Below are 19,086 nucleotides of genomic sequence, written 5' to 3'. Positions count from 1 at the left end.
CCTGGTCGAGGCGGCGAGTCGGACGAGCGCCGGAGCACGGCCGGTGACCGCTGGGCAGCGGCCGGTACCGTTTCGGGGACGAGGCGGGGGAGCGGCATGGACGACGACGAGTACACCGGACAGGACACCGCGGGCCGGGGCCGGCCGGGCCGGGGAAAGATGCTGCTCGGCGGCGCCCTGGCGACGGTCCTGCTGGCCGCCGTCGGGGGCACCGTCGGGTGGGTGCTGGCCGACCCCGGCGACCCGGAGACCGGCGCCACCCCGGCAGCGGCGGCCAGCGGACCGTCCACCCCGGTCGACGCGCCGACCACCGCCGGACCGACCGCCGCGCGGACCACCCCGCCACCCGCCGCCACCGGTGGCGGGCTGACCGTGCCCCGGCTGGTGGGGCTCGACTTCGAGAAGGCGCGGGACACCCTGCACGACCGGAAGCTCGGCTGGCGGCTGGTGTTCGGCACCGGGTCGGGCCGGACGGTGACCCGTACCGTGCCCGCCCAGGACACGTCGGTGAAGCCGGGCACCACCGTGCGGGTGGAGGTCAGCGGGCCGGCACCCGAGGTCGAGGTGCCGGACCTGGTCGGCGAGGACTGCGACGACGCCGCCGACGAACTGGGCGACGTGGGCCTGTTCCCCCGGTATCCCACCGGCAACCGTGGCGAGGTCACCGCCCAGGTGCCTGCGGCCGACGCGACCGCGCACTGGAACGACCAGGTCGCCATCTCCTGCGGTGACCAACCGACGCCGACCGCCGAGCCGACACCGACGCCGACGCCCTGACGGGCGGGTCGCCGCGCCGGTACCGGCGATTGCCGGCGTCGACCGTTACCGTGGTGGGGCCGAGTGCCACGACCGCCGGGCCGGCCCGGGGCCTCGCCCGGTGGGTCGAGCGCCCGCCGTCCGCCAGGTGGCGAGAGGACGTGCGATGAGCGACGACCGCCAGGACCCACCCGCCGACGACGCGACCCGCCCACTGCCCCGTCCGCCCGACGATGCGACCGGCCGACTGCCGGCTGCGGACCGGACCGCGCCGTTGCCGGCGGACCGGCCCCCGGCGGGCGGGCCGTCCCCGGTCGACGCCACCGCCCGGCAGGCGCCGGTGGACGCGACCCGCCCGCTGCCGGCGGCCGACGGGCCGCCGCCCGGTGCGACGGACGCACCGGTCTGGTCCGGCCGGGCCGGGGTGCCACCGGCACGGGCGGACGACCCCCGCGAGTCGGCCGAGTGGTACGCCGAGGAGCAGCGCGGCCGACGCTGGTGGACGCCGATCCTGCTGGGCGTGCTCGGGCTCGTGCTGCTCGGGCTCGTCGGGGTGGGGATCTGGCTGGTCCTGCGGGCGGTGGACACCTCGTCGGACGGGACACCGACCCCACCGCCGACGGCCGTGCCGACGACGGGTGCCGCCCCGACCACCGCACCACCCAGCACCCCACCGACCACCGGGCCGCCGACGACCCCACCGACCACCGCGCCGACGACCGAGCCCGCCGGAATTGCGGTGCCGCCGCTGGTCGGTCTCTCCCAGGAGACGGCGGAGGCCCTGCTGGGGCGGCTCGGGTTGTCCTCCCGGGTGCAGACGCGGGAGTCGGACCGGCCGCCCGGCACCGTCCTGTCCACCGATCCGGGCGCGGGTCAGACGGTGTCGCCGGGGGACGAGGTGACCCTGGTGGTGGCCGCCGAGCCGTCGGCGTCGCCGTCCGGCACCGCCACCCCGACCGGCACCCCCACCGGGTGACCGGCCCGGCTCACCACATCCGGCGTCTGGCCCCCACCAGGCCCAGACCGGCCAGGGAGATGGCCAGCCCGAGCAGGCCGGAGTAGAACAGCGACCGGGCGACGGTCTGCCGGTCGTCCGACGGGTGCCGGGGCTGGGCGAGGGCGGACGCACCGCCACCGCCGACCCCGGACTGCGCGGTCCCCGGATCGGCCGCGATGCTCCCACCGGGACCAGCCGTCGGGTCGTCCTCGGCGGTCGGGTCGTCCCCGGTCCGCACAGCGTCCCCGGGCGGGTTTCCGGCCCCGCCGTCGGTGTCGGCCCAGAGCGGGGTGCGGGCGCGCCGGTCGGCAGGTAGGGCCGGATCGGGCGGTGTGCCGTCGGCGTCGGTGGTGCCGTCGGCGTCGGTGGGCTCGGCCACGGTGATCTCGGGGGCCGGCACCGGCTCGGCGAGCCGGGTGGCCGACTCGGCCGGGTAGCGGGTCACCACCACGAGGGTGAGGACCACGCCGACCAGGGCCAGCAGGCCGAAGGCGGGTCTGAGGCGGGACCGGTGGTGCCGCCGCGCGGCGGGCAGATAGACCATGGCCATCCCAGGTTCAGGGGCCGGATACGCGCGGGGTGAGACTTCGCCGGGGTGGGCGTACCGATTCTATGGCGGCGGCACGCCCTCCGGCCGGGTAATCGGGGAGTCAGCCCACCGCGATCGGCGCGCGGTTGACCGGCCGGCGCGACCGTGCGGTGTGCTGACGCGGTACGGCCGCGGCCCGCAGCTGGGTCAGTCCGGCCCGCTGGACGAAGATCGAGCGGCGGCTGACCGCGTCGCCTGCGGCGTTGAGCTGGTAGCCGTCGAGCCAGAGCCAGCCGTCGTACGTCGGCCAGTCGAGCACCCGGATCACCCGGAAGGTGATCGGTCGGAGGAACTGCACACTGGCGGCGCGGGTCACGTGCAGAACGTCACCGGAGCGGGGAAGCACATGGGCTCCTGGGAGGATATGGCCGGCGTCGCGGGGCCGGTCGGTGCGGAACGGGGACGGATGCGGGTCCGGCGACGGGGTTGTGCCTCGCGGGCCGGTGCTCGGTGTGGTGGTGGCCGGGGGCGTACCCGCTGGTGGTGGATCGCACCACCCGGCCATCACCCGGCTGCTCACGGGTGTTACCGCTCCCGCCGCCGCAGCCTTCGGGCGTACAGCGGCGGGTCATCAACCCGGGGCGGGCCTCGTGGATTCCTGCGGCCCGGGGCATCCATCCGGCCGGGCGAGCCCGGGGCGATGATCACACCCGGAAATCGACCGGAAACGGTGAGTGACTCGAACCATACGGACAGAGTGCATCAGTGTGATGCGGGATGCAAGTTGCACGTCGACTTTTGCCGATACGTGAGGGCGACACGTGAACCGGGCGCTTGATCACGCCGACTCCGGAGCGGCACACTGGACGCGGTTCGCCCGCCGCGGCCGGTCGACGACCGGTTCCACCCCTTGCCGCGAACGATCGCCCGCCGTCCGTCGGTCGCGCCCCCGGCGGGTGTGGACGCAGGCGCGACCGACCGGAGGTAACCGGGTGAGCGCGAGGCACCAGCTTCCCCCGTCATCGGCACCTGGGGCGATGCGATGAGCGAACGGCGGAGCCCCACCATCCGGCGTCGTCGGCTCGGGGCCGAGCTACGCCGCCTACGCGACGGTGCCGGCATCACCATAGAGGTCGTCGCCGAGCAGCTGGAGTGTTCCGCCTCCAAGATCTCGCGGATCGAGACCGGCCACACCTCCGTCACGCCCCGTGACGTGCGGGACATGCTCCGCATCTACGGGGTGGTGGGCGCGGAGAGCGAGGAGCTGGTGCAGATCGCCCGCGAGGCGCGGCAGAAGGGGTGGTGGCATCCCTACAGCACCGTGCTCGTCGGGGCGTACGTCGGCCTGGAGGCGGCGGCCGGCCACATCCGCGCGTACGAGCAGCAGGTCGTGCCCGGTCTGCTGGAGACCGAGGAGTACGCCAGCGCGATGATCCAGGCGGCCCGCCCGGACTTCACCGCCGACCAGGTGCAACAACGGGTGCGTGTCCGACTGGGCCGTCAGTCGTTGTTGACCCAGGACGATCCGGTCGATCTGTGGGTGGTGCTCGATGAGGCGGTGTTGAGTCGGCCGGTGGGCGGTGACGCGGTGATGCGTAACCAGCTCAGGCGGCTGGTGGAGGTGGCCGAACTGCCGAACGTGACGTTGCAGGTCCTGCCCTTCGAGGTGGGGGCGCACGCCGGCATGGACGGGACCTTCACCATTCTCAGCTTTCCCGAATCGGTTGATCCGGATGTCGTGTACGCGGAGAACGCCACGGGTGGGCTCTTCCTGGAGAAGAGCGACGAGCTACAGAAGTACAGCTTCATCTTCGATCACATTCGAGCAGCAGCCCGGCAGCCGGAGGAGTCCATAGCACACATCGCAGAACTGGCAGAGGAGCCGTTGTGGAAATGGCGACCAAGAGGTTCCCCGAGGACCTGACGCAGGCGACCTGGTTCAAGAGCTCAAAAAGCGGGCCGAACTGTGACAACTGTGTCGAGGTGGCTTACGTGATCGGGGCGGTCGGGGTACGGGACTCGAAGGACAAGACAGGTCCCGCCCTCGTATTCGCCCCCGGGGAATGGAACGCCTTCGTCGCCGACGCTCGGAACGGCGCGTTCGGCCAACACTGACCAACGCAGCGTGGCGTTGACCGCGGGCCGGTCGGGGACACTCCCCGGCCGGCCCGTCGCCACTTCCGCCCCGGGTCGTTGAACCCTCGGTACGGCGCTGGTCGACGATCCGCCGCAGGTGGCGGCAACCGAGCGAGGCAGGCGATACGCAGATGACGACGATCGGCTCAGACAACCTCACCCATGGCCCCGGCAAGACCGAACGGTTCGGCGGGAAGTACCGCAGCGCCCGGCGCGACACGATGCTCACCGAGGTGGGTGCCGGTGACACCGAGGTGGGCCGCGACGGTTACCCCGGGTCCGAGCACGGCGGACCCCTGCCGCTGCCCTCGTCGCACCCGGGCCCCTTCGCCGAGCCGTCGCTCCGACCGGCCAGCTGGCCCATGGACCCCTCCGAACCGCTGATCGACCACCCGCTGTTGCGGGGCCTGCTGCTGGAGTTGCCGCCCAAGGGCAGCGTCCCACCGCCCGGCTGGCTGGACCGGTGGTTCGAGGCGACCCGGGCGATCCTGGAACTGCTATACGTGCAGGGAGCCGGCCGCGGCCGATGAGGCGGGCAGCCCGGCCAGTGCGGGGCGGGTGCCCGGCAGGGTCCGCTCGGCGAGCCGGTTGTGCCGCAGCCCGTGGCGTACCCCGATGGCGAGGACGGCCAACCCGCCGAGGATGAGCGTCACCCCGGTCAACCCGTTGCCGGCGCTGAGATCGAGCCCACCGGCCCGCAACAGGCCCGGCAGGGTGGCCAGCGCGGTCACCTGCACGGGCAGGCCGATCAGCGGATGACCGGCGGCGGCCCGCAGGCCGTACGGCGCGGGGGTCTCCGGCGCGGCGGTGAACGCGCCCGCCCCGGCCCGCAGCCGGCGGACCCGGCGCACCGTGCAGGCGGCCACCGCGAGCGCCGGCACCGCCACCAGCGGGAGCTGCCCGGCCGCCCGGTCGACCGGGGTGTCCCCGCCGCTGATCGTGCCGGCGACCAGCACCGTCGCGGTCAGCGCGAGTCCGGCCACGGAGAGGGCGAGCAGCCATCCGGTACGCCGTCGCAGGGCGCGGGCCCGGTCCAGCCGGGGTAGTCCGTCCGCCACGACGCCGGCGGCGAGCCAGACGGCGGCGATCGACAGCAGAACGATGAGATGCCCATCCATGGACACAGCCTTGCCCACAACGGCGGGCGGCGAATCCGGGACGAGCCCCTGTTCCCACCCCGGAGCATCCCGTAGGGGTGGCCGTGTCCCGGCCGATCGGCCCGGCGGCACGCAACCGACCGGGTCGTCGTACCGGCCGGTCGGCCGTCGTGGGCGGATCAGACCGCGAAGGTGGCCGGCCGTTCGGTGGCCGGGGCCGGCGGACGGGCCTTCCACAGTCCGGTCTTCTGGCCGGCGAGGCGGGTCAGGTAGGCCGGGTTGAGGATGACGTACCGCCGCCAGAGCCGCTTCGGCTCCAGGCCGAGCCGCCAGAACCACTCCAGGCCGGCCCGCTGCATCCACGGCGGCGGCTGCCGGAGCAGGCCGGCGTGGTAGTCGAAGGCAGCGCCGACGGCCATCAGCGGCATGTCCAGCAGGGGCCGCATCGCGTACGTGAAGACCTCCTGGCGGGGGCAGCCCAGGCCGACCAGGACGAGCCGGGCACCACTGGCCCGGATCCGGTCGGCGATCTCGACGTCCTCGCCGGGCTGCACCGCGCGGAACTTCGACGGCTCCACCCCGGCGATCTTCAGGGCCGGGAACATCCGCTCCAGCGCCGGAATCAGCTTCGCCAGCGTCTCCTCGGTCGAGCCGTACAGATAGACCGGAAGGCCCTCGTCGGCGAAGCGGCGCAGCACGTGCAGGGTCAGCGTCGGGCCGTAGACCCGGTCGGTCAGCCCGGCGTGGTGCAGCAGGTTGAGCGCCCAGCGCACCGGCTGGCCGTCCGGGGTTACCACGTCGAAGGAGTTGAGCCGGGCGTTGTGCGCCGGGTCGAGCACCCCGGTCATCACCCCGTGCACGGCCAGCGCGGTCAGCGCCAGCGGCCGGCGTTCCCGGGCCGCCGCGACCACCTGCTCGGTCGCCGAGGCGTAGTCGGTGGCGTCGACCAGGACGCCGAGGACGTTCCGCTTGCCCTGTCCGGTCATGCCCCCGGCACCCACTTGTCGACGTTGGCCTGGTAGATCTCCCGCATGATCATGGGTACGTCGTAGACCTGCTTCCAGCCCGGGTAGTCGGCCTGGAACGCCTCGTTCGAGCCGATCCACCACTTGTGGTCGCCGATCCGGTTCGCGTCGACGTACTCGGTGATCATCTCCTGGCCGGTGATCTCCTCGGCCAGGGCGAACGCCTCCCGGTTGGAGGTGTTGGAGTGCCGGCCGCCGCCCAGGTTGTAGACCGCCGCCGAGCGCGGCTCCCGGAAGAACGCCTCGAACGCCGTCACCACGTCCGAGCTGTGGATGGCGTCACGCACCTGCTTGCCCTGGTATCCGAAGATCTTGTAGGTGCGGCGTTCCATGTTGGCCCGCATCACGTACCCGAGGAAGCCGTGCAGCTCGGTCGCCGAGTGCGCCGGGCCGGTCAGCGTGCCGCCCCGGAAGCAGGCCGTCCGCATGTCGAAGTAGCGGCCGTACTCCTGCACCATCACGTCGGCGGCGACCTTGGAGGCCCCGAAGACCGAGTGCAGGCAGGCGTCGATCGACATGTCCTCGCGGATGCCCTGCTCGTACGGGTGCCCCGGCTCGATCTCCCAGCGGGTCTCCTGCTCCACCAGCGGCAGGCTGTTGGGGCGGTCGCCGTAGACCTTGTTCGTCGAGCAGTGGATCACCGGCGCCCCGATGCAGTGCTCCCGCACGTTCTGCAGGACGTTGAGGGTGCCGCCGGCGTTGACGTCGAAGTCGGTGAACGGGTCCCGTACCGCCCAGTCGTGCGAGGGCTGGGCGGCGGTGTGGATCACCACGGCGATGTCCCGGCCGTACCTGGCGAAGAGCTTGCCGAGGCTGTCCCGGTCGCGGATGTCGATGCTGTGGTGCGCGTACGCCGACCCCAGCTCGTCGGTCAGCCGCCGGACGTTCCACGCGGTCGAGGCCTCGGCGCCGAAGAACTCCTGCCGCATGTCGTTGTCGATGCCGACCACGTCCAGGCCGAGCCCGGCGAAGTGCCGGACCGCCTCGGAACCGATCAGACCGCCCGACCCGGTCACCAACGCGACACTCACACGACACTCCTGGTCAAGGTAGGAGGCTGGAAAAAACCATCGGAGCATAGCCTGACGTCCGGTACGCCCCGATACGAAGTGAGGGCCCCGCGACTGCGGAGCCCTCGTCTGGTGGTGGGGATGGGGGGAGTTGAACCCCCACGTCCTTTCGGACACACGGACCTGAACCGTGCGCGTCTGCCATTCCGCCACATCCCCGTGGCACGACCCTCGAACGTCGTAGTTCGCGTCGACCCCGCCGTCTCCGGCGGGCCCGGAACATCCTACCCGGTCCTGCGGTCTCGCCCCGACCGGTTACCGTTCCTACGAGCGGTCACCCTTCGTGGCGGACGAAAGAGTAGCACGGTCCGGACGGCCGCTCCGAACGGGCCGCCGCGCGGTGGCCGAGCGGCGCGCGAGCTGCATGCGCGCCGTCCAGATACCATCATGTCCTCGGGACCCGAGGAGGAGCCGGTGAGCGTGCTGCAACGCTTCGAGAAGCGTCTGGAAGGCCTGGTAGAAGGGGCCTTCGCCAAGGTCTTCAAAGGGGTGGTCCACCCCGTGGAGATCCTCAACGCCATGCAGCGGGAGGCCGAGGCGCACAAGGCCATCCTCGCTGGTGGCCGCACCCGGGTGCCGAACCGCTACGTGATCGATCTCTCCCCGTACGACCACAGCCGGTTGGCGCCGTACGCCGCCGCGCTGGCCCAGGAACTGGCCCAGTCACAGGCGGAGTTCATCGGCGAGCAGGCGTGGACGGTCTACGGCGACGTGATTGTCGAGGTCGAGCGGGGCGAGGGGCTGGACACCGGCATGTTCCGGGTCACCGCCGAGGTCTACACCGGCGGCGAGGTCGCTCCGGTCTCCTCCCCGGGCGGCTACGACCCCGGTCCGCCGGCCTACCCGTCGTACGACCAGGGGGGCGGCTACGGCCCGCCGCCCGGCCACGGCGGCGGCGGCGCGCGCAACGTCCGGCTGGTCTCGGGTGACGGCCGCACCTATCCGTTGCAGATGGGCTCGACCGTGATCGGCCGGGGCGACCAGGCCAACCTGCGCCTGCCCGACGTCGGGATCTCCCGGCGGCACGCCCGGCTGGACTTCGACGGCGGCCAGGTCGTGCTGACCGACCTCGGGTCGACCAACGGGACCATGGTCAACGGCCAGCGGGTCTCGGCCGTCGCCCTGAACCCGGGCGACATGATCCAGCTCGGCACCACGACGCTGACCTTCCGCGTGGACGGCTGACCCGCCTTGCCGGAACTCGTCATCACCGTCGCCCGGTTCGGGTTCCTCATCCTGCTGTGGATCTTCGTGTTCACGGTGGTCGGTGTCATCCGTCGGGATCTCTTCGCGGGCGCCCGGTCGGGGCGGCTGGTGGCCGCGCCACGCGCGGTCGGGGCCTCCACCCAGCAGCAGGCGGCGAAGCCGGCGAAGGTGAAGCGGGGTCGGGCGGCCCACCAGCTGGTGGTCACCGCCGGCCAGCTCGCCGGCACCCGGATCACCCTCGGCGAAGCGCAGATCACCATCGGCCGGGCCGAGGACTCCACCCTCGTCATCACCGATGACTACGCCTCCGCCCGGCACGCCCGGCTGGTGCCCCGGGACGGGCAGTGGTTCGTCGAGGATCTCGGTTCGACTAACGGCACGTACCTCGATCGCGCTAAGGTCACCGGACCAACCCCCGTCCCCCTCGGCGTGCCGATCCGTATCGGCCGCACCTCTCTCGAATTACGGCCCTGACTCTGACCCTGCGCTATGCGGCCCACAGCGACCGCGGTCTGATCCGAGACGGAAACCAGGACTCCGTCTACGCCGGGCCGCGGCTCCTCGCCGTCGCCGACGGCATGGGCGGCATGGCCGCCGGTGACGTCGCCAGCAACATCGTCATCGGTGCCATGGCGCCGCTCGACGAGGACGTCCCGGGGGACGCGCTCGTCGACGCGCTGCGATCGGCCGTGGGCACCGCCAACCAGCAGCTCCGCGACACGGTGGATGCCAACCCGCAGTTGGAGGGGATGGGCACCACGCTCACCGCGACCCTCTTCTCCGGCAGCAAGCTGGGCATGGTCCACATCGGTGACTCGCGGGCCTACCTCCTGCGCAACGGCGAGTTCGCCCAGATCACCAAGGACGACACCTACGTCCAGATGCTCGTCGACGAGGGGCGGATCAGCGCGGAGGAGGCGAGCAGCCACCCCCAGCGCTCGCTGCTCACCCGCGCCCTCGACGGCCGGGACATCGACCCGGAGTACAGCGTCCGGCAGGTGCTGCCCGGGGACCGCTACCTGATCTGCAGCGACGGCCTCTCCGGCGTGGTCAGCGCGGAGACCATCGGCGACAGCCTCCGCGAGTACACCGACCCGCAGCAGTGCGTCGAGCGGCTGGTGCAGCTCGCCCTGCGCGGCGGCGGCCCGGACAACATCACCGTGATCATCGCGGACGCCACCGACCAGGACATCGTCGAGGCGAGCCCGATCGTCGGCGGGGCCGCGGCCCGGGACCGGGGGATGGCCACCGCCGCCGACGACTCGACCCCGGCCGCCCGCGCGTCGGCGCTGTCGGCGCCGCGCCCGCCCGCCCCCGAGGAACCGGCGGCCAGCCGGGACGACGACCCGGAGCGCCCGCGCCGGCCGCTGCGTACCGCGGCGATGCTGACGGCCCTGCTGGTCATCCTCGGTGGCGGCCTCTTCGCCGGCTGGAGCTACACCCAGCGGCAGTACTACGTCGGGGCGACGGACAGCGGGCAGCTCGCGGTCTTCCGCGGGGTTCCCGGCCAGGTGGCCGGCCTCGACCTGTCGAGCGTGCACTCGACCAGCCAGGCCAAGCTCGACGACCTCACCCTGGCCGCCCAGGAGCAGGTCAAGCAGGGCATCCAGGCCAAGAGCCGACCGGACGCGCTGCGCCGGCTGGCGGAGTTGACCAGCGACGACCCGACCAATCCGAACCTGAAGCCGGTCTGCCCGCCGGTGCCACCGCTGGTCACCGGCTCACCCGTGCCGGCGAACTCGTCGGCGCCGGCCGTCCCGGGCTCACCCAGCCCCGGCGTGACCGGGCTCCCGACCGCCACCAGGCTCCCGGGCACCACCGGCACTCCCACGCCGCCCACCACACCCGACGCCTCGGCCTCCGACGCGGTTCCGCCGGCCGGAGACCCGGCGGGCTGCCGGTCGCCCGAGTGACCGTCGGCTGAGATCCGAGGGACACCTCCTTGACCGCAGCGGCCCACCCGGTAGTCTCGCCCGTCACGACGGGCGAGCGGCCCGGCGTACGTCTGGCGCGGTCCCGGCGTAACGCCGAACTGTCCCTGCTGGTGCTGGCGATGGTGCTGGTGGCCGCGTACGGGGCGATCGTCGAGGCGAACCTGCTCGACACCGTCACCCGCGACTTCTGGATGCCGGCCGCCGCGCTCGGGCTGGTCTTCTTCGGCATGCACCTGGTGATCCGGTGGCTGGCGCCGTTCGCCGATCCGGCCCTGCTGCCGGCGGTCGCCCTGCTCAACGGCATCGGGGTGGGCTTCCTGCGCCGGCTCGACCTCGGCAAGGCCGCCCCGGCCGACCGGGAGACGCTGGCCATCTTCGCCGGCACCGGCGGGCGGCAGCTCGCCTGGACGCTGGCCGCGGTGATTCTCGCCGCCGGCCTGCTGGTGCTGATGCGCGACCACCGGGCGGTCTCCCGGTACGCGTACACGCTGGGGCTGGCCGGCATCGTGCTGGTGATGATCCCGGCGGTGCTGCCCGGCCGGTTCTCCGAGATCAACGGCGCGAAGCTGTGGATCAGGGTGGGCGGGTTCAGCATCCAGCCCGGTGAGTTCGCCAAGCTGGCGCTGCTGGTCTTCTTCGCCTACTACCTGGTCCGCAAGCGTGAGGTGCTGTCGCTGGCCAGCCGCCGCATCCTCGGTATCGACTTCCCGCGCGGCCGGGATCTCGGGCCGGTGCTCGGGGTGTGGATGATCAGTCTGCTGGTCCTGGTCTTCGAGAAGGACCTCGGCACCTCGCTGCTCTACTTCGGCATGTTCGTGGTGACCCTCTACATCGCCACCGAACGGGTCAGTTGGCTGCTGATCGGTCTGGTCCTGTTCTTCGGCGGCGCCTACCTCGCGTACGTGCTGGGCGGCACGGTGGGTGGCCCGTTCGCCAACTTCTACACCCGCGCCGAGATCTGGCTCGACCCGTTCGCCGAGCCGTACGACCGGGGCTACCAGCTGGTGCAGGGCCTGCTCGGCCTGGGCAGCGGTGGCCTGTTCGGCTCCGGGCCGGGCGCCGGGGAGCCGCTGGAGATCCCCGAGGTGCAGAACGACTTCATCTTCGCCGGCATCGGCGAGGAGATCGGCCTGTTCGGGTTGACCGCCCTGCTGGTGGTCTACCTGCTCATCGTCGAGCGGGGGCTGCGGGCCGGGCTGGCGGTGCGGGACTCGTTCGGCAAGCTGGTCGCCGGTGGTCTCGCCTTCACTCTCGGCCTGCAGGTCTTCGTGATCGTCGGCGGGATCAGCAAGCTCATCCCGCTGACCGGTCAGACCACCCCGTTCCTGTCCGCCGGTGGTTCGTCGTTGATGGCGAACTGGCTGCTCATCGCGGTGCTGCTGCGCATCTCCGACGCCGCCCGGCGGCCGGTGGCCCAGGGTGGCGGCCCGGCGGGACGACCCGGCGGCGGGCCGCCGGAACAGCTGCACGGTGCTCCCACGGAGGTGATCCGCCCGTGAACGCGCCCCTGCGCCGCGTCGGCGTCGTCGTCATGGTCCTGTTCGGGCTGCTCTTCGCCAACCTCAACTGGATCCAGGCCTACAAGGCGGACGAATACCGCAACAGCGACTACAACGGCCGGGTGCAGGTGGCCGAGTACGAGCGTCGGCGGGGCAACATCGAGGCCGGCGGCACCGCCGTGGCCACCAGCAAGGAGACCGGCGGCAAGCTGCGGTTCCAGCGCAGCTACCCGGCGGGGACGAAGTACGCGCACGTGCTCGGCTACAAGCCGGTCAACCTGGCCGACACCGGCATCGAACGGCTGGAGAACGACTTCCTCGCCGGCACCAGCGACGCCCTGCTCGGCAACCGGATCAAGGACATGTTCACCGGCGACGAGAGTGGCGGCGGCAACGTGCTGCTGAGCATCTCCAAGCGCGCGCAGGACACCGCCTACGAGCAGTTGCGCAACAACCGCAACGGAGTGAAGAAGGGCGCGGCGATCGCCATCGACCCGCGTACCGGTGCGGTGCAGGCGCTGGTCTCGATGCCCAGCTTCGACCCGAACCCGCTTGTCGACCACGACACCAACGTGGCGTCGGCGGCCTACAACAAGTACGAGCAGGACCCGGAGGGCCCGCTGAAGAACCGGGCGCTGTCGGAGGTCCTGCCGCCCGGCTCCACCTTCAAGATCGTGATCGCCGCCGCCGCGCTGGAGAACGGGGTCGGCAAGGACACCGAGATCCCGGCCGGGCCGAGCTGGACCCCGCCGACGTCGGGCACCGAGATCCGCAACGCCGCCGCGTCGATCTGCCCGGAGGCGCAGGTCACCCTGATCGACGCGGTCACCGAGTCGTGCAACACCGGCTTCGCCCAGCTCGGCGTGCGGCTCGGCGCGGACACGGTGAAGGAGAAGGCCCGGCAGTTCGGCTTCGAGCAGGACGACCTCACCGTCGGGCAGCTCGGCGAGGGGGGCCTGCCGGTGGCGGCCAGCCGGACCGGCGACATGCAGAACCCCGACGGCGGCACCGACCCCGCCGCGCTGGCGCAGTCCTCGATCGGCCAGAACAACGTCCGGATGACCCCGCTCCAGGGCGCGCTGATCGCCGGTTCCGTGGCCAACAAGGGCCGGCAGATGCGCCCGTACCTGGTCAAGCAGCTCCTCGGGCCGGACCGCACCACCAGCTACTACAACGCCCAGCCCCGCGAGCTGCGCCAGCCGGTCAGCGGCCAGGTCGCCGACGACCTGCGGGACATGATGGTCAGCGTGGTCAAGAACGGCACCGGCAGCTCGGCGGCCATCGACGGCTACACCGTCGGCGGCAAGACCGGCACCGCCCAGTCCGCCCCGGACCGCCCCGACCACGGCTGGTTCATCGGCTTCGCGCTGGACAAGAACGGCAACGCCGTCTCCGCCGTCTGCGTGGAGCTGGAGCAGGCCGGCAGCGGCGGCAGCGCCGAGGCGGCCCGGATCGGTGGCAAGATCATGCAGGCGGCCATCGCCGATGCGGGGGGCCGCTGACATGCTCAGCCCCGGGGTGCAGCTCGGCAACCGCTACCGCCTCGACGAGCGGATCGCCAGCGGCGGCATGGGCGACGTGTGGCGCGGCACCGACCAGGTGCTGGGCCGTACGGTCGCGGTGAAGAGCCTGCTCCCGGCGCTGCTTGACGAGCCCGGCTTCGCCGAGCGGTTCCGCGGCGAGGCGCGCACCATGGCCACCATCAACCACCCAGGCGTGGTCGACGTCTACGACTTCGGCAGCGACCAGGAGATCGCCTTCCTGGTGATGGAGTACGTCGAGGGCGACGCCCTGTCGGCGACGCTCAGCCGGGTCGGCCGGCTCACCCCGGCCCGGACGATGGCCCTGCTCGCCCAGGCCGCCGACGCCCTGCACGCCGCCCACGAGAAGGGCATCGTGCACCGCGACGTCAAGCCCGGCAACCTGCTCGTCCGGCCGAACGGCACGCTGGTGCTGACCGACTTCGGCATCGCCCGGTCCGAGCTGGTCGGCCAGCTCACCGCCGCCGTGTCGGTGCTCGGCACCGCCTCGTACATCTCCCCCGAGCAGGCCACCGGCGCGGTCGCCACACCCGCCTCCGACGTCTACGCCCTCGGTGTGGTGGCCTACCAGTGCCTCGCCGGCCGGCGGCCCTTCGAGGGTGACAACCCGCTCGAAATCGCGATGAAGCACGTGCGGGACACTCCCCGGCCGCTGCCCGGGGACATCCCACCGCAGGTCAAGGCGATCGTGGACCGGGCGATGGCCAAGGAGCCCGGCCACCGCTGGCCCAGCGCCGCCGCCCTGGCCTCCGTCGCCCGGCAGGCCAAGCAGGCCCTCTCCCAGCAGGCCCGCGCCGGTGGCGGCCACCCCGGCCCGGTCTCCGGTGGCCCGGTCTCCGGGGCCCCGGCGTCCCCAGCCGGCCCGATGGCCCGCGCCCAGGTGCCCGCCGTACCCCGGCAGCAGCCCGGCGCGCCGGTCCACCCGCACCGGCCGGCGGTCAGCGGGCAGGCGCGGCCCCCGATGGGCGGGCAGGCCCGACCGCCGATGGGCGGACAGGCCCGGCCGCCGGTCGCGGCCCGGCACCCGCAGCCGCCGCCGGTGACCCCGCAGCGTCCGCCGGTCCAGGCCACCCCGATGACCCGGCCCTATCCGCAGCAACCCCGGGGGGCGGCCTCCGTCCCGCCCGCCCAGCTGCGTGCCGACCGGCCCGTGTACGCCCGACAGCCCCTCCCGCCCCCCGCCCCACCTGCCCGTTCCCGGTCCGGCATGGTGACCCTGGCGATCCTGCTGGCGGTGCTGGTGCTGGTCTGCTCGGGTGTGCTCGCGTATGCGAGCCGGCAGGGCAACCTGGCCACCGATCCCGGTGCGCCGGATACGACGTCCGGCGCGCTGAGTGCCCTCGGACGCGACGATCCGGCCGGAACGTCGTACCGTCGGGTGGTACGGCTCGGACCGGGTGACGGCGAGACGACGACGAGCGAAGGACGACGAACGCGATGACAGCCCAGGCCCGCCTGCTCGGTGGCAGGTACCAGGTCGGCGAGCTGCTCGGTTACGGCGGCATGGCCGAGGTGCACCGCGGTCGGGACCTCCGGCTCGGTCGGGACGTCGCGATCAAGATGCTCCGGACCGACCTGGCCCGGGACGCCACCTTCCAGATGCGCTTCCGCCGGGAGGCGCAGAACGCGGCCTCGCTGAACCACCCGGCGATCGTCGCCGTCTACGACACCGGCGAGGAGACCGCCCCCACCGGGGAGACCCTGCCGTTCATCGTGATGGAGTTCGTGAACGGGCGGACCCTCAAGGAGGTCCTCGGCGTCGAGGGGCGGCTCCAGCCGCGCCGGGCACTGGAGATCTGCGCCGACATGTGCGCGGCCCTGGAGTTCAGCCACCGGCACGGGATCATCCACCGGGACATCAAGCCCGGCAACGTCATGCTGACCCAGACCGGCCAGGTCAAGGTCATGGACTTCGGCATCGCCCGCGCGCTGGCCAGCGGTGCCACCACGATGACGCAGACCAGCGCGGTGATCGGCACGGCCCAGTACCTCTCCCCCGAGCAGGCGCGCGGCGAGGCCGTCGACGCCCGCTCCGACGTGTACGCCGCCGGCTGTGTGCTGTTCGAGCTGGTCTGCGGCCACCCACCGTTCGTCGGTGACAGCCCGGTCAGCGTGGCGTACCAGCACGTGCGGGAGGCCCCGCCGACGCCGAGCGACATCAACCCGGACGTCACCCCGGCGATCGACGCGATCGTGCTCAAGGCGCTGTCGAAGAACCCGCTCAACCGCTACCAGAGCGCCGGCGAGATGCGGGCCGACCTGCTCCGCGCCGCCGCCGGCCGACCGGTGATGGCCACCCCCGTCCTGAGCCAGGACGAGACGACCCCGATGGCCGCGGCGGCGAGCGGCTACCCGACCCAGGTGGTCGGCCAGCAGACCCGGCAGATCCCGGCCCGGGTCGGCGACCCGCAGCGGCGCAAGAGTTCGGCCTGGGTGATCGCGGCGTTCGCGGCGGTCGGTGTGCTGGCGGTGATCGCCCTGGTCGCGGCGCTGCTGATGAACGGTCAGGAGCCGAAGAAGAGCCCGGTGCCCAACCTGGCGGGCAAGACGCAGGACGTCGCGTTCGCCGAGATCCGCAATTCCGGCCTGGTGCCGGCGACCGGCGACCAGGTCTTCGACAGCACCTGCAAGGTGGGCACGGTCGTCAGGCAGGACCCGCCGGCCGGCACCGCGCTGGAGGAGAACAGCCAGGTGACGGTGAGCCTCTGCGGCGGCAAGCCCGAGGTCAGCATCCCCAACGGCCTCAAGGGCAGCAAGGTCGAGAGTGCCGAGACCCGGCTCAAGGACGACAAGTTCAGGGTCAAGGTGGTGACGAAGGACAGCGAGGAGAGCGAGGACATCGTCCTCGACGTGTCCCCGCCCGAGGGCGAGAAGGTGGCGGAGGGCACCGAGGTGACCCTCACCGTCTCCCGGGGCAACGTCCGGGAGGTGCCGGACGTCAAGGACCTCAGCCAGGCGGAGGCCACCCGGACCCTGACGAACGCCGGTTTCAAGGTCAACCCGGAACTCGGTTCGGAGGTTCCGGCGGACGAGGCCGGCAAGGTGCAGAGCCAGAACCCGAAGGCCGGCACCAAGAAGGCCAAGGGAAGCACGGTCACCATCGTGGTGAGCGTGCCGGAGGCCACCGAGTCGCCGACGCCGCCCGCACCGACCACGCCGGCGCCGACCACCACGCCGCCCGGCGACGGCACGGGGGGCGGGTTCCCGCTGCCCACCCCACCGTTCCGCAGCGACGACGACTGACCCGTACCGCCCGTCGTGCCGGGCCCGGTCCCTAGGGGCCGGGCCCGTTCCTGTCGGGGGCAACGGCGAGCGCGGGTCGGCCTGTCGGGCCGGGCCGGACGCCGGCCGGTGCGGCGGTCGGTCAGAGGGTGGCGAAGGCCGCCCGGCGGCGGGCGTCGACCTCGGCGGCCAGCTCCGGCGCGCGCTCCAGGGCCTCCGGGTGGCCGCAGGCGGCGACCCAGTTGGCCAGCATCAGGTGGCCACCCTCGGTGAGCACCGACTCCGGGTGGAACTGCACCCCCTCGATCGGCAGCGTCCGGTGCCGCATCGCCATCACCACGCCGGAGGCCGTCCAGCCGGTGACCTCCAGCTCGTCGGGCAGCGTCTCGGGCAGCACCGCCAGCGAGTGGTAACGGGTGGCGGTGAACGGGTCGGGCAGGCCGGTCAGCACCCCGACCGAGTGGTGCCGCACCTCGGAGGTCTTGCCGTGCAGCAGCTCCGGGGCCCGGGTGACGGTGCCGCCGAACGCCTCCCCGATCGCCTGGTGACCCAGGCAGACGCCGAAGATCGGCAGCTCGCCGGCGTACCGGTGGATGACGTCGAGGCAGATGCCGGCGCGGTCCGGGCTGCCCGGCCCCGGCGAGAGCAGGATGCCCGCCGCGCCGACCCGGCCGACCTCGGCGATGTCGATCTCGTCGTTGCGCCGGACCTCGCACTCCACTCCGAGCTGGCCGAGGTACTGCACGAGGTTGAAGACGAAGGAGTCGTAGTTGTCGATCACGAGGATGCGCATGGGCTCACCGGCTCGGGGAGGGGGCGGGCGGGGTGTTGTTCCGGTCGGTGTCGTACGGCAGGTCGTGCCCGTCACCGGCCGGCGCGTCCGGGTCGACCGCAGAGTCACCACCCGGGTTGCCGGAGTCCTGGGTGACCTGCACGTCGTCGAAGGGCAGCAGCGGCTCGGCCCAGGGGAACACCACGAACCAGAGCAGCGCCACCGTCGCGGTGGCGAGCAGCACCGAGCCGGCCAGCTTGCCGGGCAACCCGAAGGGCAGCTTGCGCCAGATCCAGGAGTACATCGTCAGCCCTCCAGCTCCGGCGGCGGGCCCTGCGACTTGGGCTGCGTACGGTCGAGTTCGGCGTGGACGATCAGCCGCTGGTAGTTGTCGAACTTCGGGTTGCAGGTGGTGAGGGTGAGCAGCTTGCGGGTGGCTTTCGCGTTCGGCTCGCCGGGCACCGGAGCCACCACCTCGACCTGGTCGGGGCGGACGATCCGGGACTGGTACACCTTGTAGACGTACCAGTCCTGCTTGCCCTCCAGGAGGACCGCGTCGCCGGACTTCAGCTCGTCCAGCCGCCAGAAGGTGGCCCGGTTGCGGTGTCCGGCGACGGAGAAGTTGCCCACCTCGCCGGGGAGCGCGCTCTTCGGGTAGTGGCCCGGGGCGTACCGGATGTCCTCCTGGCTGACGCCCTCGACGACGACCCAGTTCTTGTCGAGGCTGGGGATGTAGAGCCCGGCGATCGGCTTGCCCTCGGCCGGGGCGACCGCCTTGGCCGGGCCGGTCGGGCTGACCGTCGGATCGCCGGTCGGCCCCCACGCCTGGGCGAGTTGCTGGTTGAGCTTGCTCTGGTGGGCGTCGACCAGGACGGACTTGCCCCAGATCTCGTACCCGGCGAAGAGGAGCACCACCAGGCCGAAGGTGATCAGCACCTCGCCGCTGACCCGGACGCCGGTGCGCAGCCGGGAGGCGAAGGTGGGCCGGGTCAGCTCCGAGTAGACGCTCTTGTAGCCCTTCCCGGTCTGCTCCGGGCGTAGCTGCACCACCCGTTCACCCCGGCGGGGCGGGGGCGGGGGCGGGACGGGGTCGTCGGACCCGCTCGGCTCGGGCGCGGGTGGCACCGCACCCATCAGGGCGGTGGAGTCCATCGCCGGAGCGGTCGGCCGGGCCGGCAGCACCGGGAGCAGCGCCGTCGCCGCCGGGTCGACCGTACGGCCCGGCTGCTGACCGGGGGGCGCGGGCGGGGCGGGGCGACCTGGCCCGCCCGGCGGCTGCTGCCGGTCGTCGGGCGTGGGCCG

20 protein-coding genes and 1 tRNA gene are annotated in these 19,086 nt (G+C 72.6%); 12 read left to right on the top strand and 9 right to left on the bottom strand.

Annotation, left to right across the window (positions count from 1 at the left end; translation table 11 throughout):
- Window positions 1-96: 96 nt before the first annotated feature.
- The gene (locus ACOJTC_RS26485; RefSeq protein WP_204925565.1) at window positions 97-777 is read left to right on the top strand and encodes a PASTA domain-containing protein; all 681 of its coding nucleotides are present in this window, start codon (window positions 97-99) and stop codon (window positions 775-777) included.
- 145 nt (window positions 778-922) lie between these two features.
- Entirely contained in the window at window positions 923-1,732 is an 810-nt protein-coding gene (locus ACOJTC_RS26480; RefSeq protein WP_420118921.1) for a PASTA domain-containing protein, read from the top strand.
- Between the two features lie 10 nt (window positions 1,733-1,742).
- On the opposite strand, the gene ACOJTC_RS26475 is transcribed toward ACOJTC_RS26480, so the two are convergent.
- Both ACOJTC_RS26475 and ACOJTC_RS26470 read right to left on the bottom strand, forming a co-directional pair.
- The gene (locus ACOJTC_RS26475) at window positions 1,743-2,303 is read right to left on the bottom strand and encodes a hypothetical protein (RefSeq protein ID WP_420118920.1); all 561 of its coding nucleotides are present in this window, start codon (window positions 2,301-2,303) and stop codon (window positions 1,743-1,745) included.
- 100 nt (window positions 2,304-2,403) lie between these two features.
- Window positions 2,404-2,688: a hypothetical protein gene (locus ACOJTC_RS26470; protein WP_088645737.1), complete on the bottom strand. Its 285-nt coding sequence runs from the start codon at window positions 2,686-2,688 to the stop codon at window positions 2,404-2,406.
- 636 nt (window positions 2,689-3,324) lie between these two features.
- Between ACOJTC_RS26470 and ACOJTC_RS26465 the strand changes: the two genes are divergently transcribed.
- From ACOJTC_RS26465 to ACOJTC_RS26455, 3 genes are all read left to right on the top strand, one after another.
- Window positions 3,325-4,206, top strand: a complete 882-nt coding sequence (locus tag ACOJTC_RS26465; RefSeq protein WP_204925568.1) for a helix-turn-helix domain-containing protein — start codon at window positions 3,325-3,327, stop codon at window positions 4,204-4,206.
- Window positions 4,176-4,397: a DUF397 domain-containing protein gene (locus tag ACOJTC_RS26460; protein ID WP_091253343.1), complete on the top strand. Its 222-nt coding sequence runs from the start codon at window positions 4,176-4,178 to the stop codon at window positions 4,395-4,397. Before ACOJTC_RS26465 ends, ACOJTC_RS26460 begins: the two co-directional genes overlap by 31 nt.
- Before the next feature lie 152 nt (window positions 4,398-4,549).
- A complete protein-coding gene (locus ACOJTC_RS26455) occupies window positions 4,550-4,948 on the top strand; it encodes a hypothetical protein (RefSeq protein WP_420118919.1) in 399 nt (132 codons plus the stop codon).
- Here the strand turns inward: ACOJTC_RS26455 and ACOJTC_RS26450 are convergent.
- The 4 genes from ACOJTC_RS26450 to ACOJTC_RS26435 form a co-directional block, all read right to left on the bottom strand.
- Window positions 4,916-5,536, bottom strand: a complete 621-nt coding sequence (locus ACOJTC_RS26450; protein ID WP_420118918.1) for a hypothetical protein — start codon at window positions 5,534-5,536, stop codon at window positions 4,916-4,918. The two genes, ACOJTC_RS26455 and ACOJTC_RS26450, sit on opposite strands and share 33 nt — an antisense overlap.
- Window positions 5,537-5,694: 158 nt before the next feature.
- A complete protein-coding gene (locus tag ACOJTC_RS26445; protein ID WP_363649771.1) occupies window positions 5,695-6,501 on the bottom strand; it encodes a WecB/TagA/CpsF family glycosyltransferase in 807 nt (268 codons plus the stop codon).
- A complete protein-coding gene (locus ACOJTC_RS26440; protein WP_420118917.1) occupies window positions 6,498-7,619 on the bottom strand; it encodes an NAD-dependent epimerase/dehydratase family protein in 1,122 nt (373 codons plus the stop codon). The genes ACOJTC_RS26445 and ACOJTC_RS26440 overlap by 4 nt, the downstream gene beginning before the upstream one ends.
- A 64-nt stretch (window positions 7,620-7,683) precedes the next feature.
- Window positions 7,684-7,769: transfer RNA gene (locus ACOJTC_RS26435), tRNA-Leu, on the bottom strand.
- Window positions 7,770-7,997: 228 nt separating this feature from the next.
- On the opposite strand from ACOJTC_RS26435, the gene ACOJTC_RS26430 reads away from it, so the two are divergent.
- Genes ACOJTC_RS26430 through pknB form a run of 7 tightly spaced genes read left to right on the top strand, consistent with a single transcriptional unit; the run spans window position 7,998 to window position 17,033 of the window.
- Entirely contained in the window at window positions 7,998-8,795 is a 798-nt protein-coding gene (locus ACOJTC_RS26430; RefSeq protein WP_420118916.1) for an FhaA domain-containing protein, read from the top strand.
- 6 nt (window positions 8,796-8,801) lie between these two features.
- A complete protein-coding gene (locus ACOJTC_RS26425; RefSeq protein ID WP_088645730.1) occupies window positions 8,802-9,290 on the top strand; it encodes an FHA domain-containing protein FhaB/FipA in 489 nt (162 codons plus the stop codon).
- Window positions 9,287-10,729: a PP2C family protein-serine/threonine phosphatase gene (locus tag ACOJTC_RS26420; protein WP_204925573.1), complete on the top strand. Its 1,443-nt coding sequence runs from the start codon at window positions 9,287-9,289 to the stop codon at window positions 10,727-10,729. The genes ACOJTC_RS26425 and ACOJTC_RS26420 overlap by 4 nt, the downstream gene beginning before the upstream one ends.
- Before the next feature lie 29 nt (window positions 10,730-10,758).
- Window positions 10,759-12,249 carry an FtsW/RodA/SpoVE family cell cycle protein gene (locus tag ACOJTC_RS26415; RefSeq protein WP_420118915.1) on the top strand — a complete coding sequence of 497 codons (1,491 nt, stop codon included), beginning with the start codon at window positions 10,759-10,761 and terminating at the stop codon, window positions 12,247-12,249.
- Window positions 12,246-13,751: a peptidoglycan D,D-transpeptidase FtsI family protein gene (locus ACOJTC_RS26410; protein WP_420118914.1), complete on the top strand. Its 1,506-nt coding sequence runs from the start codon at window positions 12,246-12,248 to the stop codon at window positions 13,749-13,751. Before ACOJTC_RS26415 ends, ACOJTC_RS26410 begins: the two co-directional genes overlap by 4 nt.
- Window position 13,752: 1 nt before the next feature.
- Entirely contained in the window at window positions 13,753-15,231 is a 1,479-nt protein-coding gene (locus ACOJTC_RS26405) for a protein kinase domain-containing protein (protein WP_420118927.1), read from the top strand.
- Window positions 15,228-17,033 carry a Stk1 family PASTA domain-containing Ser/Thr kinase gene (gene pknB / locus ACOJTC_RS26400; RefSeq protein WP_420118913.1) on the top strand — a complete coding sequence of 602 codons (1,806 nt, stop codon included), beginning with the start codon at window positions 15,228-15,230 and terminating at the stop codon, window positions 17,031-17,033. The genes ACOJTC_RS26405 and pknB overlap by 4 nt, the downstream gene beginning before the upstream one ends.
- Before the next feature lie 121 nt (window positions 17,034-17,154).
- Here the strand turns inward: pknB and ACOJTC_RS26395 are convergent, their stop codons facing one another.
- The 3 genes from ACOJTC_RS26395 to ACOJTC_RS26385 form a co-directional block, all read right to left on the bottom strand.
- Window positions 17,155-17,805: an aminodeoxychorismate/anthranilate synthase component II gene (locus ACOJTC_RS26395; RefSeq protein WP_420118912.1), complete on the bottom strand. Its 651-nt coding sequence runs from the start codon at window positions 17,803-17,805 to the stop codon at window positions 17,155-17,157.
- Between the two features lie 4 nt (window positions 17,806-17,809).
- A complete protein-coding gene (locus ACOJTC_RS26390; protein WP_204925577.1) occupies window positions 17,810-18,088 on the bottom strand; it encodes a hypothetical protein in 279 nt (92 codons plus the stop codon).
- 2 nt (window positions 18,089-18,090) lie between these two features.
- Window positions 18,091-19,086, bottom strand: a 996-nt coding sequence (locus ACOJTC_RS26385; protein WP_420118911.1) for a class E sortase, incomplete at its 5' end; no start/stop codon positions are given.

The organism is Micromonospora sp., assembly GCF_048594385.1.
GTDB lineage: Bacteria > Actinomycetota > Actinomycetes > Mycobacteriales > Micromonosporaceae > Micromonospora > Micromonospora wenchangensis.
The sequence above is the reverse complement of the archived record's forward strand: the minus strand, read 5'-3'. Positions and strand labels throughout refer to the sequence as shown.